General features: G+C 59.1%; 17 protein-coding genes. 8 read left to right on the top strand and 9 right to left on the bottom strand.

Annotated features, from left to right (window positions below):
• Nucleotides 1-5: 5 nt before the first annotated feature.
• From Q4Q11_RS03120 to Q4Q11_RS03090, 7 genes are read right to left on the bottom strand one after another with little or no spacing between them, the layout of a single operon-like run.
• On the bottom strand, nt 6-425 hold the full coding sequence (locus Q4Q11_RS03120; protein ID WP_498568582.1) for a c-type cytochrome: 420 nt from the start codon (nt 423-425) through the stop codon (nt 6-8).
• Nucleotides 400-1,296 (bottom strand): cytochrome c oxidase assembly protein, encoded by an 897-nt coding sequence (locus Q4Q11_RS03115; protein WP_498568581.1) that lies wholly within the window; start codon nt 1,294-1,296, stop codon nt 400-402. Before Q4Q11_RS03115 ends, Q4Q11_RS03120 begins: the two co-directional genes overlap by 26 nt.
• Nucleotides 1,284-1,595 (bottom strand): hypothetical protein, encoded by a 312-nt coding sequence (locus Q4Q11_RS03110; protein WP_498568580.1) that lies wholly within the window; start codon nt 1,593-1,595, stop codon nt 1,284-1,286. Before Q4Q11_RS03110 ends, Q4Q11_RS03115 begins: the two co-directional genes overlap by 13 nt.
• Nucleotides 1,592-2,194 (bottom strand): cytochrome c oxidase subunit 3, encoded by a 603-nt coding sequence (locus Q4Q11_RS03105; protein ID WP_498568579.1) that lies wholly within the window; start codon nt 2,192-2,194, stop codon nt 1,592-1,594. The genes Q4Q11_RS03110 and Q4Q11_RS03105 overlap by 4 nt, the downstream gene beginning before the upstream one ends.
• Nucleotides 2,191-4,104 carry a cytochrome c oxidase subunit I gene (ctaD, locus tag Q4Q11_RS03100; RefSeq protein WP_498568578.1) on the bottom strand — a complete coding sequence of 638 codons (1,914 nt, stop codon included), beginning with the start codon at nt 4,102-4,104 and terminating at the stop codon, nt 2,191-2,193. The genes Q4Q11_RS03105 and ctaD overlap by 4 nt, the downstream gene beginning before the upstream one ends.
• Nucleotides 4,101-5,099: a cytochrome c oxidase subunit II gene (coxB, locus tag Q4Q11_RS03095; RefSeq protein WP_498568577.1), complete on the bottom strand. Its 999-nt coding sequence runs from the start codon at nt 5,097-5,099 to the stop codon at nt 4,101-4,103. The genes ctaD and coxB overlap by 4 nt, the downstream gene beginning before the upstream one ends.
• Nucleotides 5,096-5,701 carry a c-type cytochrome gene (locus Q4Q11_RS03090; protein WP_498568576.1) on the bottom strand — a complete coding sequence of 202 codons (606 nt, stop codon included), beginning with the start codon at nt 5,699-5,701 and terminating at the stop codon, nt 5,096-5,098. The genes coxB and Q4Q11_RS03090 overlap by 4 nt, the downstream gene beginning before the upstream one ends.
• Before the next feature lie 361 nt (nt 5,702-6,062).
• Between Q4Q11_RS03090 and Q4Q11_RS03085 the strand changes: the two genes are divergently transcribed.
• The 4 genes from Q4Q11_RS03085 to Q4Q11_RS03070 are packed head-to-tail and all read left to right on the top strand — an operon-like array spanning nt 6,063 to nt 8,443.
• Nucleotides 6,063-6,551, top strand: a complete 489-nt coding sequence (locus Q4Q11_RS03085) for a hypothetical protein (protein WP_498568575.1) — start codon at nt 6,063-6,065, stop codon at nt 6,549-6,551.
• Nucleotides 6,548-7,765, top strand: coding sequence for an Nramp family divalent metal transporter (locus tag Q4Q11_RS03080; RefSeq protein ID WP_498568574.1), 1,218 nt, complete (start codon nt 6,548-6,550; stop codon nt 7,763-7,765). The genes Q4Q11_RS03085 and Q4Q11_RS03080 overlap by 4 nt, the downstream gene beginning before the upstream one ends.
• Before the next feature lies 1 nt (nt 7,766).
• Nucleotides 7,767-8,132 (top strand): hypothetical protein, encoded by a 366-nt coding sequence (locus Q4Q11_RS03075; RefSeq protein ID WP_498568573.1) that lies wholly within the window; start codon nt 7,767-7,769, stop codon nt 8,130-8,132.
• Nucleotides 8,129-8,443, top strand: coding sequence for a PRC-barrel domain containing protein (locus Q4Q11_RS03070; RefSeq protein WP_498568572.1), 315 nt, complete (start codon nt 8,129-8,131; stop codon nt 8,441-8,443). The genes Q4Q11_RS03075 and Q4Q11_RS03070 overlap by 4 nt, the downstream gene beginning before the upstream one ends.
• Nucleotides 8,444-8,523: 80 nt before the next feature.
• On the opposite strand, the gene Q4Q11_RS03065 is transcribed toward Q4Q11_RS03070, so the two are convergent.
• Entirely contained in the window at nt 8,524-9,930 is a 1,407-nt protein-coding gene (locus Q4Q11_RS03065) for a hypothetical protein (RefSeq protein ID WP_498568571.1), read from the bottom strand.
• Nucleotides 9,931-9,975: 45 nt separating this feature from the next.
• Between Q4Q11_RS03065 and Q4Q11_RS03060 the strand changes: the two genes are divergently transcribed.
• From Q4Q11_RS03060 to Q4Q11_RS03045, 4 genes are all read left to right on the top strand, one after another.
• A complete protein-coding gene (locus Q4Q11_RS03060) occupies nt 9,976-10,335 on the top strand; it encodes a hypothetical protein (RefSeq protein ID WP_498568570.1) in 360 nt (119 codons plus the stop codon).
• Between the two features lie 85 nt (nt 10,336-10,420).
• Complete coding sequence (locus Q4Q11_RS03055; protein ID WP_498568569.1) at nt 10,421-11,524, top strand: inositol-3-phosphate synthase; 1,104 nt, start codon at nt 10,421-10,423, stop codon at nt 11,522-11,524.
• Nucleotides 11,521-12,120 carry a histidine phosphatase family protein gene (locus tag Q4Q11_RS03050; RefSeq protein ID WP_498568568.1) on the top strand — a complete coding sequence of 200 codons (600 nt, stop codon included), beginning with the start codon at nt 11,521-11,523 and terminating at the stop codon, nt 12,118-12,120. Before Q4Q11_RS03055 ends, Q4Q11_RS03050 begins: the two co-directional genes overlap by 4 nt.
• A gap of 20 nt (nt 12,121-12,140) precedes the next feature.
• The gene (locus Q4Q11_RS03045; RefSeq protein ID WP_498568567.1) at nt 12,141-13,115 is read left to right on the top strand and encodes a glycoside hydrolase 5 family protein; all 975 of its coding nucleotides are present in this window, start codon (nt 12,141-12,143) and stop codon (nt 13,113-13,115) included.
• Here Q4Q11_RS03045 and Q4Q11_RS03040 read toward each other — a convergent pair.
• Nucleotides 13,046-14,350, bottom strand: coding sequence for a Coenzyme F420 hydrogenase/dehydrogenase, beta subunit C-terminal domain (locus tag Q4Q11_RS03040; protein WP_498568566.1), 1,305 nt, complete (start codon nt 14,348-14,350; stop codon nt 13,046-13,048). The two genes, Q4Q11_RS03045 and Q4Q11_RS03040, sit on opposite strands and share 70 nt — an antisense overlap.
• Between the last annotated feature and the right edge of the window lie 13 nt (nt 14,351-14,363).

Raw genomic sequence — 14,363 nt, 5'->3', positions numbered from 1 at the left:
CGGGATTAATGAGTGTAGAGATAGGCGGCGAGATCGCGCGCCTCGGCCTGCGAAATCCCTGTTTTCGGCATTGCCGTGTCGGGCGAAAAATCCTGCGGCGACACGATCCACCGAACGAGGTTATCACCCGTATTGTTGACGACGCCGGCGATATAGACCCGGTTTTGAAGGCCTTCCAAAGCCCCGCCCACTTGACCATCGGCGCCGGCTATTCCGGGGATTTGGTGGCATCCGGTGCAGCCGTACCGGCGAAAGATCGGCGGTGCGCGGGAGGGATCCCCGCCTTTAGTCAGCACGCGCGCGACCTGCAGGCGCTGCTGCGCATTCTTTGCCACATTCGTGCCGATCAGAGTGCAAAGCACTGCAATGGCTGCCGCACCCAACCAGATGCCGCGATATTTATAAAGGACGAACAGGCTGAACATGGTTCGCTCCCCTGCCGGCATTCGCGATCCACAGGGCTGCCATTGCCAGTGCCGCGCCTGCGTAAATCGTCCCGGAAGGAATCCACATGACCATCCCGGCGAGCTGCTGATCCTCCAGCGGCGTAAGCCTCCATGTTTCCGCAGCGTGTGTCTGCGCGACGTAGAGGACGCGCGGCGCAAGCGCCATCAGCGCACCGAGCGCTCCGGTGTGCAGCATGGTCAGGAACAAATGCCATGCCGCGACACCGCGATTGCTGCGCCAGAAGATCGACCACCAGAACAGGATAGCGGTGGCAAAAAAGCTCAGATGCTGGAAACGATGCAGCGCGACATCGCCGACGGCGGCATCGAACAGGATCGGCGCATGCCAAGCCCATATGGCGACGGCATGCAGCAGGGTGGTGTTGGTTCCACCGCTCAGCCAGCGCCAGGCGATCCGCATGAAGCCTCGTCTCATCGCCCTCCCCGTCCAGCGCCTCAGCGGATCCGGCAGTCCCCAGAGGAACATGGCCGCTGGCCGCGCGATGACGATCATCGGAGCTGAGATCGCCATGATGATTTCGTGCTCGATCATGTGGAAGGTAAAAAGCTGCTCTCCGAGCCAGTGCAATGGAGACAGCAGCGCACCGGCAAGCGTCAGCCAGCCGGCCCCATAGCAAAGGGCGCGCTTCGCCACGACGGGCCGGCTCATTCGAGCGCGCCGCCACAGTCTCCACCAACCTCGACCGTAAAGAAAAGCCGCAACCGCTAGCGGTGTTACGATCCACGGGTCGGTCGTCCAGACCGAATGAAAGAGATGTGCTTGCGCGCCGTGCGCGGCAGCCTGCCGCACCGTCGTCAGCAGGATCACGAAGACGGCTAATGTTCGCATGCATTCAAGAGCCACGCGGCTCCCCCCTGCAGGAAAAGCGCGAAGGCGAAGACGAGCCCGACGAGGACACTGAGGTGGCGAAGGAACAGCCCCGTTCGCGCCTCCTCCGGCGTCGAGCCGACCTGCGAGACCGCCGCACTCGCCAGCGCAAGCAGAATTGCAAGGAAAGAGGTCAGTAGCGACCAATAGGTATGGCGGCTGCAATCGACATAAGGGAGAACCTGGCCAAGCTGGGTATTGCCGGCCCACACAAGCGGGGCAAGGATCAATCCCCCATATCTTACCGCTGCGGTCATCATAGGCGTGGCACCCAGTAAATGCATGCGTATAAGGGAATCCAAGCCACCACGACAAAGTTCCAGTACATTGCATTATCTTCGACATCGCCGAAGCGGCGCGGATTATCGGCATGCCTGGTAAACATCAGGCAGGTCAGTACCAGCGTGTCGATGAGGTCGGTGACGATGTGGGTCGTATGAAGCCCCAACATGGTCCATATGATCGAGCCATAGGCATTGTCGTCCCAGCGTATGTTGAGGACGGCAAATTCGAAAGCGCGCAAGACTAACGGCACCGCCCCAAGCGCCGACATCAGAACAAGCCCGATCCGCACCTTGCGCAGATCTCTTTGCCGTGCCCAGCGGGAGAGGAGAATGTTCGGCACGACGCTTGACAGCAATATCGCGGTCAGGGCCGTTCCGGGGACGAGGCCGGGCGCCGGGGCGTCGATCGGCCAGTGCGGGGCGAGGCTCATCAAGTAGAAGTAGACCGCGATCGCCAATGCGAAGCCGGAACCTTCGATGAGCATGAAGGCGCAGGTTCCCCACCAGGTCGGGCTTGCCCTTCCCATGCCATGGGGCGGCAACCTTGAAACGTCGAGGACGACGCGCTCCTTCATGATTCATCCTCCGGCGTGTGCTTCGGCCAGAACCAGCCGGTCAACGTGATCCCGATCGGAATCGATCCCCATATGACGGCCCATGGCGAAAAGATTGACCAGATCAGCATCACCGTGGTGGCAAGAGCCGCCAGGAGCGGCCAGATCGAATTTCGGGGCGAGGACTCGCTTGCTTCGGGTTGCGCCTCGACGACGCTGCTGACGATCAATTCGCGCCGATCGGTGCGCAACCCGCCAGCAACCGCGAGTTCATCCGGCTGCGACCATAGAGGATCGCGTGCGCCGACCACCGGAATACGGCGGAAATTGAAGGATGGCGGCGGTGACGGCGTCGCCCATTCGAGCGTCGAGGCGCCCCACGGGTTCTCGCCTGCGATCTGCCCGAACCGCGCGCTGCGGATGACATCGATGAAAAAGACGAGGAACCCCAGCGAAAGGATGAGGGCACTAAGGCTCACGAACATGTTCATTCCAGCCCAGGGCATTTCCGGCTGATAGGTGTAGATGCGTCGCGGCATGCCTTCGAGCCCTAGGATATGCATGGGGAAGAATGTCAGATTGAAGCCGGAAAAGATCAATCCGAATGCCCAGCGGCCGAGCGTCTCGCTCATCATCCGTCCGGTTATCTTGGGAAACCAGTAATAGATGGCGCCGAGCAATGGAAAGACGGCGCCGCCGACCAGAACGTAATGGAAATGCGCGACGACGAAATAGGTGTCGTGTACCTGAGTATCGAACGGCACCGACGCGACCATCACCCCAGTCAGACCGCCGATGACGAAGGTTATGATGAAACCGATGACGAACAGCAGCGGTGTCTTGAACACGGGCTGTCCGCCCCATAACGTCGCCAGCCAGCAAAATATCTGGATGCCGGCCGGAATGGCGATCGCCATGCTTGAAGCGGTAAAGAAGCTCTCGCCAAGTCGCGGCAGACCGACGACGAACATGTGATGGACCCAGAGGCCGAAAGCCAGGATTCCCGTCGCGATCAGAGCCATGACAAGCGGAAGATAGCCGAATGCGGGACGGCGGGAGAAGGTCGCGACAATCGTCGATACCATGCCGACGGCCGGCAGGAAGATGATATAAACCTCGGGATGACCGAAGAACCAGAACAGGTGCTGCCACAGCAGCACATCGCCGCCCTCCGCGGGATTGTAGAAATGCGTTCCGACGAGACGATCGAGGATCAGCGATGAGCTGGCAAGCATGATCGCCGGCATGGCCATGATGACGAGGAAGGCCGTGACGAGCATCGACCAGACGAACAGCGGAATGCGGTCGAGCGACATGCCGGGCGCACGCTGTTTGAAGACGGTGACGACGATTTCCACCGCAACGGCCAAGGCTGCGACTTCCGTGAAAGTGATCATCTGCGCCCAGAGATCGGCGCGTTTGCCCGCGCCATATTGCGGTCCGGACAAGGGCACATAGGCAAACCATCCGACGTCGGGCGCGGTATCGAGCGCAAACGAGATCCATAATAGCAGACCGCCGGCCAGATAGATCCAATAGGAAAAGGCATTCAAGCGCGGAAAGGCGATATTGCGGGTGCCGACCATGAGCGGCACGAGATAAACAGCCATGGCTTCCATGACCGGCACGGCAAACAGGAACATCATGTTTGAGCCATGCATGGTGAAAATCTGATTGTAGCGGTCCGGACCGATAAAACGCGCCTCCGGCTGCGCCAATTGCAGCCGCATTGCGAGTGCGAGCAGCCCGCCCATGGCGAGAAAGACGAATGCGGTGGCGATGTAGCGGCGGCCGATGATCTTGTGATCGACTGTCGTCAAGGCACCCCAGACACCAGCCGGTGTCATCCAGGTCTGCGCGAGCCGCCGTTCGAGCTCGCCGTCATCGAACATCAGATCCGTCGGTTGTGTGGGTTTGTCGTCCTTGGTCATTGCAAGCTTTCCATGTAGGCGGAAAGCTGCCGCAGCTCGTCACTGGAGAGTGGAACCATCGGCATATTGTTCCCGGGTTTGAGTGTCTGCGGATCGGCAATCCAGGCGGCAAGTGAACCGCGGGTATTGTCGAGCAGCCCCGCCGCAATCGTCTGGCGACTGCCGACATGGGTCAGATCCGGCCCGGTCGATCCCGATGCGTCCGTCCCGCGTATCGCGTGACATGCGGCGCAGGGCTTGCGCATGAAAAGTGCCTTGCCGGCAATTGCTTCCGCGTCGGCTGGCGACACGCTGTTGGCCCTCTGTGCGGCAGCCCAGCGTTGATAGGCAGCCATGTCCTCGGCTATGACGAACAGCGCCATGTGACTGTGCTGAAGCCCGCAGAATTCCGCGCATTGACCGCGATAAACGCCCGGGCGATCTGCCCGTATGGTTATAGTGTTCTTTCGGCCGGGAATGAGGTCGCGCTTGCCGGCGAGGCTCGGCACCCAGAAAGAATGAATGACATCTGTGCTTTCGAGCTGAACGCGAATATCGACGCCAACCGGGATATGCATCTCATTGGCTGTCTGGAACGCTTTGGCCGGGTCCGCCTCATCGTAGAAGAATTGCCACCACCATTGCTGGCCGCGAACCTTGATCGTGAGACCGGCATCCTCGGACACGCCGAGGCCGCGCGTCGCATAGAAGCTCGCAATCGTCAAACCGGCGATGATGACAACGGTCGCTGCAACCGCCGCCGTCACCAGCTTGCCCATCCGCCGCTCGCTCTCGGAGCTTGGACTTTCCCGCTGCGTCCTGGCGCGCAGCAGTGCCAGGACCACAACGATCATGACGAGCGCCCACACGACACCGCAGACAACCACGATCCCGATGATGAGGTGCTTGAGCTGAACGGCCGATGCCCCCTCGGCATTCAGCGCCGACTGGGCGCCGTTGCATCCTGCAATCAGGAGGACCGACAGGAACAGGAAAACGGCAGCACCCGCTTTCAATGGGGCTGCTCCGGCACTGCGTTCGGTCCGGCAGGACCTTCGTCGAACAGGATTGCCGCCGGCGCGCGGTTTTCCGCCGGGCGCGTCTGCTTGTCGTCATTGCGGCTCGGCGCGGTGGTCTTGGCCTTATATGCTCCGATCGTCTGGACATAGCCTGCGAGCTGCCAGATCTCGTCTATCGTCATCTTGTCGCGAAAAGCCGGCATGCCATGCGGGCGGCCGTCTCGGATGGAGGCCGCGATCGACACCATCTCCGGGCCATAGAGCCACCAGCCATCCAGGAAAGAGGGGCCGGTCCCGCCGCGGCCGTCGCCATGGCATGCTCCGCAACCGAACCACGAATAAAGCCGTTTGCCCTGGCTGAGATCGTAAGCGGTGGTCTCGTAGGGTTTGCCAAGAGCAAAATAGATTTCGGGAGGAGCGCCGCTGATGCCGTTCGGCATCAGGCGCAGCCCATCCAAGGCGGCCTCGACTGGAGGAGCCGTTCGATATTGCCGCCCTTCGCGTGCAAGGCCGACAACGGCGGCCGCACCGAGACCTACCAAGAAAATGGCGATCCAGAACGTGCGATCAAGGAATTCTCTGTCGACCTCCCAAGACATGTTCGATGTTCCACCTTGCGCGGCGTTAATCGGCACTCGCAATGCCTGCGCGCCATTTCGAGGATAATTTCCTCCATTTGCAGGCGCGATCGTCCAATACAGTGTCGCGCGCAAGGAATCGCGACATGTCGCTCGCCGGCTTTGCCAGGCTCGTCGCGGATCTGACGGACGCATCCGTTAATTGGTTGTCTGGATGTGCAGCCATGATGAAGATCCTCGTTCGCACAAAGAACCAACGGCGAGCTATTCTGTTCCATGCCGTTCAGATCCGTGGCGCGCAAGTTCGTGCCGCCGGATTGCGCATTGCTGGGGGTCGGCAGTCAAATCTGGCGCCCGCGTCGCGTGAGACCGCCCACCGACCATGGCAAGGCGGAAAACTTCCGCCGTCGCCGCGAGGGAACTCACCCGCTTTTATTCGATTATATTGAAAGCCGGGGCGCGGGCGGCACTGCACGAGGACCTTGTCGTGAAATTTTTCATTATTGCCCTGCTGTCGATGGGCGTCACCTCATGCTCCGATGGGCCGGAACAGACCGAACGCCAAATTCGCGGAATACTTTCCTGGAGCGCAACAGCCGAGATGGTTTTGGACGCGCGAGCAAAAATGCTGGTGCCGGACAGCTTTGCCGCTCTGACTTTGGAAAGGTGCGGAAAGGAGATCGCCAACCTTTCGAAGGAGCTGCCCGCATCTCCTCAGAATTTGGCCGCTTTGGCCGGACGGCTGAGTGCGACTATCGCCGCCGCACATGACGAAATTGTCGATGGCCGGACGGACGGGTCTTCACGAAATCTGCAGGATCTGCGGCGCCTCAACGGCGAATGGAGAGCCAAATCCGGAGCGGCACAATGAAGAAATTGCTGCAGATATCTCTTGGCATCATTACAAGCATCGGCGGCTTTCTTGAGACCGGGAATATTGCAACCTCCGGTCAGGCGGGGGCAGCCTACGGATATACTCCGCTCTGGGCGGTTGTGCTGGGCACGATCTGTGTGATTTTCCTTGTTGAAATGTCCGGGCGCTTCGCAATCGCAAGCCATTATACGATCGTTGATGGAATTCGAGATCGCTTCGGCTCCAACATTTTTCTTTTGACGATATCCATAGCCTTCATCGTCAATCTTCTGGTTCTTGCGGCCGAGATCGGAGGCATATCGCTTGCGCTCCAGTTCCTGACGGGAGTGAAATATCCCTGGTGGTCATTGCCGGTGACATTTGCCGCCTGGCTGCTGCTCTGGCGCGGCACGTTTGGTCTTATCGAGAATGGCATATCGTGTTTGGGTCTTGTGGCGCTTTCCTTCGTCGTCGCGGTGTTCGTCATGGATCCGCCGTGGGGGGAAATCGCCAAAGGTCTCGTGCCGGTGCTGCCGAGCAGAGATCCGCTGCATTACAGTTTCATCATCGTCGGCATATTGGGTGCGGTCATTTCTCCCTATCTGCTTTACTTTTATTCCTCAGGCGCCATCGAGGACGAATGGGACAAGAGCTACTTCGGCGCCAATCGCGCTATCGCCACCCTTGGCATGAGTTTCGGCGCAATCATCACTGCTGCCATCTTGGTTCTGGCCACGATGGTCTATCCTTCCAAAGGGATCGAAGACATTGAAGGATATGAACAGGTTGCCATGATCCTCACCCCCGCCTTTGGTAAATGGGGATTTTATCTCTTTGCAATCTCGCTCGGGATCACCTGTCTCGGCGCGGCGCTCGAAGTGAGCCTGGCGCAGGCCTACCTGGTTGCACAGGGCTTCGGATGGAATTGGTCGGAAAACATGAAGCCGAAAGACAATCCCGCCTTCTGCCTGGTCTATACCGCATGTCTTCTGGTTGCCTTCACGCCGATTGCCGTCGGCATAGATCCGCTTCAGATCACAATTTTCTCGATGGCACTCACCGCTCTCAGCCTGCCGTTCGGCGTCGTTCCGTTCCTCATTTTGATGAACGACCCGACTTATGTGGGAGAACACAAAAACGGGTGGATCAGCAATACTGCCGTCATATTCATCGTCGCGATGGCTTTCGTCCTTTCGATTGTAACCACACCCTTGGAAATCCTGGGAGGCTGATATGTATCTTGTACGCGATGTTCTCGATAAACAGGTCGTCGATCGCAGGCAGGCTCGTATCGGAAAAGTCGATGGACTTGTGCTTACGACCGAAACGGATGGTCGCCTCAAGATCGGCTTTATCGAAATGGGTTATGTGACGCTGCTGCGAAGGTTAAGCTTGCGCCTGTCTCGCCGGCTGCCCGCTTTTGTCCACATGGCGTCAGCGAGCCGCGATCGGCATCCCTATCGGATTCCGTGGTCGAAAGTCATCGATGTGGGGGTCGATATCGAAGTTGACGTCGACGACAGCGAAACACCACTCGAGCAGACGCAGGAATGGCTGAGACAACATATCTTCAATCACATACCGGGAGGACGGTCGTGACGGAGATTCACCTGGAGCTTCTGCTTGGAATGCAAGTTCATGACGTAAATGATCAGCCGGTCGGACGCCTGGAGGAAATCAAAGCGGAAGCTGCGGACGATGATTTCATCGTCGTCGAGTATCATCTCGGCGCTCTTGGCCTGCTTGAAAGGCTATCGGCAACGACGATCGGGAACGTCGTTCTGCGCCCCTTTGGTTTTAAGGGACGACCGGCCGGTTACATCGTTCCCTGGGACAAACTCGACGTCGCGGATCCCAATCGTCTAAGACTGAAATGCGCGCTCGCCGAGCTCAACGCGAGTTCGCCGTGAGCACGCACATGTCGCTGATGTTCGCACCGGTCCGTGCGCAATGGGGTCAGCAAGACGTCATCGAAGGCGCCGCAGAAAGATCAGGCTCGGCTTCGCAACAGCTGCTGCAAACGGCCCTCATAGCGACCGACAGCCTTCTTTATCCGCTGCTGCTCCACATCATCGGCGTCGGCGGCAGCCGCCATTGACCACAGGCCGATTTGAAAGCCGAGATAGCATGCTTCAAACATAGTGAGCACATCTTCCCGCAGCGTCCAGTTCGCCTCGCTAACGACGATCCAGGCAAGCTGATCTCGCTCGGCGGATGACAGGTCGAATTCGACACAGGCGCCGGCAACATCCCAGGCGATATCCTGGCATCCCACAGGATCGTGGCCGCCATTGTGATCGAGCGCGTCAGTTTTCAAAAGACGTCCGTCATCGCGCACCAACCATTCCCAGGCGTGGAGGCGATTGTCCGTGTCGACGCGCCGCAGGTACCGGGCCAAATGATGCCGGCGCATCAGCAATTGCTCGAGTTTTCTTGCCGCCTCCACGCCGACCGCCTCCTCGACATTGCTGACAGCCATCAGGCAGAGATTGCCAAGCGATGCTCCCCCATGCTGAGCCGGAAGATGGCGGGCGCGAAAGCCGAGATAACGGCCGATGTGATCGATCAGGTATTCCCGGGCCGGCTTGGAGGTCTCGGCGGTCCTTCCATTCACCCATTCCTCAACGACGAAGCCATAGCAAGCACCGCTGAGTGCAGGCGAAAACCCGGCCTCGCCCAGCAACATACCGCGGCGGACCTTATCGGCCCCCGCCTCGCAGAGGCCGGAAAATTTGACGAGCCAGCGCCTGTCGTTTTCGGCCAGCAGAAATTTCAGCTTTTCCTGCTGCCTGTAACTTGGCGGCCAGCTTTCCGGATCTTCATACAGAAGCGAGCGCCAACGGCCGCCGGAAAGATCCTGCCATGAGGGATTGCAGGCGCCCACGAGTTCGCTTGCCCATGTGCGCAGGCTGCGCGGCCCCTTGGTGAGGGTAATCATGAGTTCCTGCGCGGCAGCAACATGTATCGGTCGTTCTTTCCAGTGCCGGCTATGCGCATCGCTGGCATATGGCCCGGGGTCGCCTGCGTGACTCGGAAAGAAATGAAGTTGCGAGGGAGAGACGCCATTGGCCAATAACCAGTCGGCAACGCAACCGAAGGAGCTGCCCGACAATCCGGGACCTTCGTCCACTATGGCGAAATCGACGTCCTGTCTGGCCAGAATGCGGCCGCCCAGCTGCTGGCCGATATGAAGGTGACGATGGAATGGGTGCCCGGCCGGGCGGACAGAATAAGCTGGACCGGAACCAAGAGCTGCCGCAACCAGCGCCGCCAAGCTCATGCCAATGCTGCGAATGCCAATCACCACTGTTTCCGGCGACAGTCCCGACTTCAAGGCGGCTTCAAGATAGCCCTCCGGATAAAGGGCGTAAAAGGCATAGCCTTCCGCTCGTTTCATGCGCACAGGCTCCCGACTGTCGAGCTGCGCAAGCAGGAGAGGCCATTGTTCCGGAAAAACCATATTGCCAAGGAAGTTTTCTTTCCACGAATGCAATATCCCCTGGGCTTGCAGGAGCAGGAGCCTGGCACCGGCGTCGTGGGCTTCGCAGATGTCATCGACGGCTCTTTCGTCGAATTTCTGATCAGCCAAACCCTGGGCGAGTTCAGCCGTTGTGATGAAGCAGCGAACCAGCAGCTCGTGCCGCTTTCGCCCCGGCGGCAGCGCCGCGCAGGCAGACATGGCTTTGGCGATCCGCCTTCGAACACCAGCGGCATCTTCCGAGCGCGCGATGTCGCCAAAAACCAGCATCGTCGATCTCCTTGTTGCCAACATGCGTGCCAAACAGCCCAGGAGGAGCAATGATCCTGCGGTGCCGGCAGTAATTTTTTCGGGAACCCATGCTGCTCCGGTTTGTTTGGGCAATGCTTTGTAGATGCTGGAGATGGATATGCATAAGCAACCGATCCGCGTCGGCCTTGTAGGTGTCGGCAATTGCGCGTCGTCCCTTGTTCAGGGGCTGACCTATTATCGAAACGTCGCAGCCAACGAGCCGGTTCCTGGTCTCATGCATGTTGACGTCGGCGGCTATCATGTGCGCGACGTCGAAATATGTGCCGCTTTCGACGTCGCAGCATCGAAGGTGGGATGCGACGTTGCCGAAGCCATCTACGCGCAGCCGAACAATACGATGCGTTTTGCCGATGTCGCGGCAACCGGCGTCAAGGTACGCCGCGGCAAGACGCTTGATGGCATAGGGCGATATCTGCAGGACGAAATCCCGCAATCGAGCGAACCGGTCGCCGATGTCGTGGATGTCCTGCGCCAGGCGCGCACGGATGTGCTGGTATCCTATCTTCCGGTCGGCTCGGAAGAGGCTACCAAATGGTATGCGGAACAGGCGCTCGAGGCCGGATGTGCCTTCATCAATTGCATTCCCGTATTCATGGCTTCGAAAAGCGAGTGGCAAAGGAAATTCGCCGAACGCGGCCTGCCGATCATCGGCGATGATATCAAAAGTCAGGTCGGCGCGACTATCGTTCATCGAATGCTTGTCAACCTTTTTCGGGAGCGCGGCGTCAAGGTCGATCGAACGTATCAGTTGAACTTTGGAGGCAATACCGACTTCCTCAACATGCTCGAACGGGAGCGATTGGAATCAAAAAAAATCTCGAAGACACAGTCGGTTACCAGTCAGCTCGACATTCCGATTCCCTCGCAGGACATCCATGTCGGCCCGAGCGATCATGTGGCGTGGCTGACGGATAGGAAATGGGCCTACATAAGACTGGAGGGAACGACATTCGGTGGTGTGCCGCTGAATGCGGAGCTCAAGTTGGAAGTATGGGATTCACCCAATTCAGCGGGCGTCGTCATCGATGCGATTCGCTGCGCAAAACTGGCACTCGACCGCGGTATCGGCGGCCCCCTTGTCGGTCCGTCGAGCTATTTCATGAAGTCGCCCCCTCAGCAATTCACCGACCATGAAGCGCGGCGGCGCACGCAGGCCTTTATTGAAGACCGAGAGGACACGCCGGCTGGAGCCGCGGAATGACGGTAACCTTCTTTCTGGTACGTCATGCCGCCCATGACAATGTCGGGGGCTTTCTCGCCGGTCGGAAGAACGGTGTGCTTCTCGGCAAGGCCGGAAGGGCACAGGCCAATCGGCTGGGAGCGCGCCTGAAACGAGAGAATATCGGGGCGATCTACGCCAGTCCTCGCGAGCGCACGCAGGAGACGGCTGCGGCAATCGCTGCAGCTTGCGGCCTCGATCCGCCGCAGACGGTAGACGCGTTGGATGAGGTCGACTTTGGCGGCTGGACGGGAAAAACGTTCGATGTCTTGAACGGCGATCCGAATTGGCACCGCTGGAATAGCCTGCGCAGCCTCAGCCGCGTACCGGGCGGCGAAAGCATACTGGACGTCCAACATCGCGCCTGGGGTTTGATGGAAACACTCGCGAATAGGGACAGTGACAAGAGGCTGGCACTGGTTTCGCATGGCGACGTCATCAAGGCAATCGTCTGCCATCTGCTCGGTTTGTCTATCGACGCCTGGCCAAGATTCGACATTGCGCCTGCTTCCGTGACCACCGTGGCGATCGGCGATTGGGGTGCGAAAATCCTTACGCTCAACGAGATGAACCCCTGAGTTCCCAGCTGGAGAAACGAATGATCGAAGCAGCGATGATCTGGAACGAACCGAACAACAAATCTCACTGGGACCCAGAGATCGATCCAGATTGGTCTCGCTTTGCCCATATGGCCAAGCTCGCCGCCGACGCGATAGAAGCGTCGAATCCGGACATCATCAAAGTCCTTGGCGGCATTTCTCCGATCGATTCCGGTTTCATGACTCTCATGAAGAATTATGGCGTGCTCGATTATGTCGATGCTGTCGCCGTCCACGGCTTTCCGCTCGACTGGAACCTGTGGCAAATCCACGAGTGGCCGGAAAAGATCGATGAGATAAGGGCGGTCACCGAGCTGCCGATTTGGGTCAGCGAGGTGGGCGCATCCAGCTTCGGTGCAGAAGAGGTTCAACTTTGGGGACTAAGGCGGACCGTCGAGCTGCTGCAGGGAAAGGCAGCAAGATGCCAATGGTACAGCCTTTATGATCTTCCCCGATCCTGGGAGGCGACGACCCGCCATCGCGAGGCTGAAGGCTCCTCGTATTATCGACATTTCTACATGGGCATTTTACGCGAGGACGGCACGCCAAAGCCGGCGCTGGAAGAGTTCGCGAGACATACGCCCGATTTCGGACTTGTCCAATGGTTCCACTTCGAGGATCCGAGACTCGACGACGCCGTCTCCTGGATGAGGCGGCTCGGCGTGAGGTCGGTGCGAACGGGCCTGTCATGGGCAGACCGGTTCCGCCCCAATGCCCTCGACTGGTTTGACCGGCAGATGCATAGCCTTAGCGATTTCGAGGTGACTGTAACTTTCTGCTTCACCCCCGAGCATCGGGGCATAGCTCCGCACCATACCAGCGCGCCTCTGATACCCGAGGAATTCGCCGCGTTTTGCGGCGAAATGGTGGACCGCTACGCACCGCGACAGGCTCACCGACCCCTTCAATCGCTGCCCTCGGCCGCCGATGAAGCGAACCGGTCCAATATCCGCCCCAAGGGTCCACGGGAATAGGCAAATCCATGATAGCAGGCCAGCATTGTGCGAGCCCAGGCGAGATAGAGCCAAGGCCAGTTCAGCCGGCGTGCAAGCCAAAAGACGCGATGACTCCAAAAGCTGATCCCGTAACGCATTGCGTAGATCACCATGCGTCGGCCGCTTAAGCCGCCTCTTGCTGCTACGACACGTTTTTGAGGGCGCTTGCCCCATCGAGGCCATGAGAGCCGGAATGCCAGCCCTTCCCGGCGATGACGAAAGCCTGCCGCTTGGGTAGCGATCACAAAGGCTGCATCGACATCGGACAATTCGATCTGCCCTGACCCCATTCCATCGCGCACAAGATCAAGAAGCGCGGGCGATCGAACGATCACCACGTTGGTCCCACGTCCGTCGGCGGAGTAGGGTTCTTTCCAGGCATCGCCGAAGGCGATGTCGGCTGTCTCGGCAACAACGTCGTCACAGAAATTGCAGGCGGAGTTCTGAAAGAACCCGGCGCCCCAATCGCCGTCCGCCATATCCCACCAGTCCCGGCCGCGCGTCTCGCCGTTGCGCAGCGTCAATTCGGCGCGATACCAGTTCGCCGGCCGATCGGGACGTTTCGTCCTATAGTCGAACCGCGCTACGTCGCGGATGTCCTGTCCCATTTGCAAGGCAAAGCTTTCGGCCATGCGCGCGCTTTTCATATGCCCGCAAAAGAGCCCGAGCGTGAAAACAATACGCTCCTTCAATATAGGATCGGCGGCGCAGGAAAGCCTTACAGCCTTGATAAAGCAGGGGATTGCAACGATTGCGTAGCGGCCGGGGACAGCTTTGATCGTCTCGATAACCTCGGACATTTCGACTGGATAATATCGCGATTTTGCACCGGCGTTGATCGCCTCCAGGCTGCGGGAAATCGTATATCGGAACAGGCGGCGATCCCCGTCTGCCGCAGCGTCGACGGCCGTGACATGAGCCACACCGTCGACAAGTCCTCGCCGTAGAAGTGCCGCCGCAACCCAGGTGACCAAGCCGCCGGAACTTCCGTTGGCCCGAAAATCCTCTTCTTCCGCGTGGCCGACGAAGGCGGCCTCGTAGCGGCCAAGCAGATGATCGCGGATTCGTGCCGCGGGGAAAAGATGCTCGGCCAGTTCGTCCTCATTGCGGGCCATGGGAGAAAAGGGACACGTTCGCGAGAAATTGCGGTCGCGATCATGCAGCCATTCCCGCGGACCGGTCGGTTTCAATTGGCCGTAAGCGTCGAAACTCATGCTTGCTTTGGCC

The sequence above is a fragment of the Rhizobium sp. UFLA01-1127 genome, from assembly GCF_059803845.1.
Note: the sequence above shows the minus strand (reverse complement) of the source record. Positions and strands in the feature narration are given on the sequence as shown.

Excerpts from the sequence above, each read along its gene's own strand:
- Q4Q11_RS03120 (WP_498568582.1), bottom strand. The coding sequence starts at position 425 with ATGTTCAGCCTGTTCGTCCTTTATAAATATCGCGGCATCTGGTTGGGT.
- Q4Q11_RS03115 (WP_498568581.1), bottom strand. The coding sequence starts at position 1,296 with ATGCGAACATTAGCCGTCTTCGTGATCCTGCTGACGACGGTGCGGCAG.
- Q4Q11_RS03110 (WP_498568580.1), bottom strand. The coding sequence starts at position 1,595 with ATGATGACCGCAGCGGTAAGATATGGGGGATTGATCCTTGCCCCGCTT.
- Q4Q11_RS03105 (WP_498568579.1), bottom strand. The coding sequence starts at position 2,194 with ATGAAGGAGCGCGTCGTCCTCGACGTTTCAAGGTTGCCGCCCCATGGC.
- ctaD (WP_498568578.1), bottom strand. The coding sequence starts at position 4,104 with ATGACCAAGGACGACAAACCCACACAACCGACGGATCTGATGTTCGAT.
- Q4Q11_RS03090 (WP_498568576.1), bottom strand. The coding sequence starts at position 5,701 with ATGTCTTGGGAGGTCGACAGAGAATTCCTTGATCGCACGTTCTGGATC.
- Q4Q11_RS03085 (WP_498568575.1), top strand. The coding sequence starts at position 6,063 with ATGGCAAGGCGGAAAACTTCCGCCGTCGCCGCGAGGGAACTCACCCGC.
- Q4Q11_RS03080 (WP_498568574.1), top strand. The coding sequence starts at position 6,548 with ATGAAGAAATTGCTGCAGATATCTCTTGGCATCATTACAAGCATCGGC.
- Q4Q11_RS03075 (WP_498568573.1), top strand. The coding sequence starts at position 7,767 with ATGTATCTTGTACGCGATGTTCTCGATAAACAGGTCGTCGATCGCAGG.
- Q4Q11_RS03065 (WP_498568571.1), bottom strand. The coding sequence starts at position 9,930 with ATGAAACGAGCGGAAGGCTATGCCTTTTACGCCCTTTATCCGGAGGGC.
- Q4Q11_RS03055 (WP_498568569.1), top strand. The coding sequence starts at position 10,421 with ATGCATAAGCAACCGATCCGCGTCGGCCTTGTAGGTGTCGGCAATTGC.
- Q4Q11_RS03050 (WP_498568568.1), top strand. The coding sequence starts at position 11,521 with ATGACGGTAACCTTCTTTCTGGTACGTCATGCCGCCCATGACAATGTC.
- Q4Q11_RS03045 (WP_498568567.1), top strand. The coding sequence starts at position 12,141 with ATGATCGAAGCAGCGATGATCTGGAACGAACCGAACAACAAATCTCAC.
- Q4Q11_RS03040 (WP_498568566.1), bottom strand. The coding sequence starts at position 14,350 with ATGAGTTTCGACGCTTACGGCCAATTGAAACCGACCGGTCCGCGGGAA.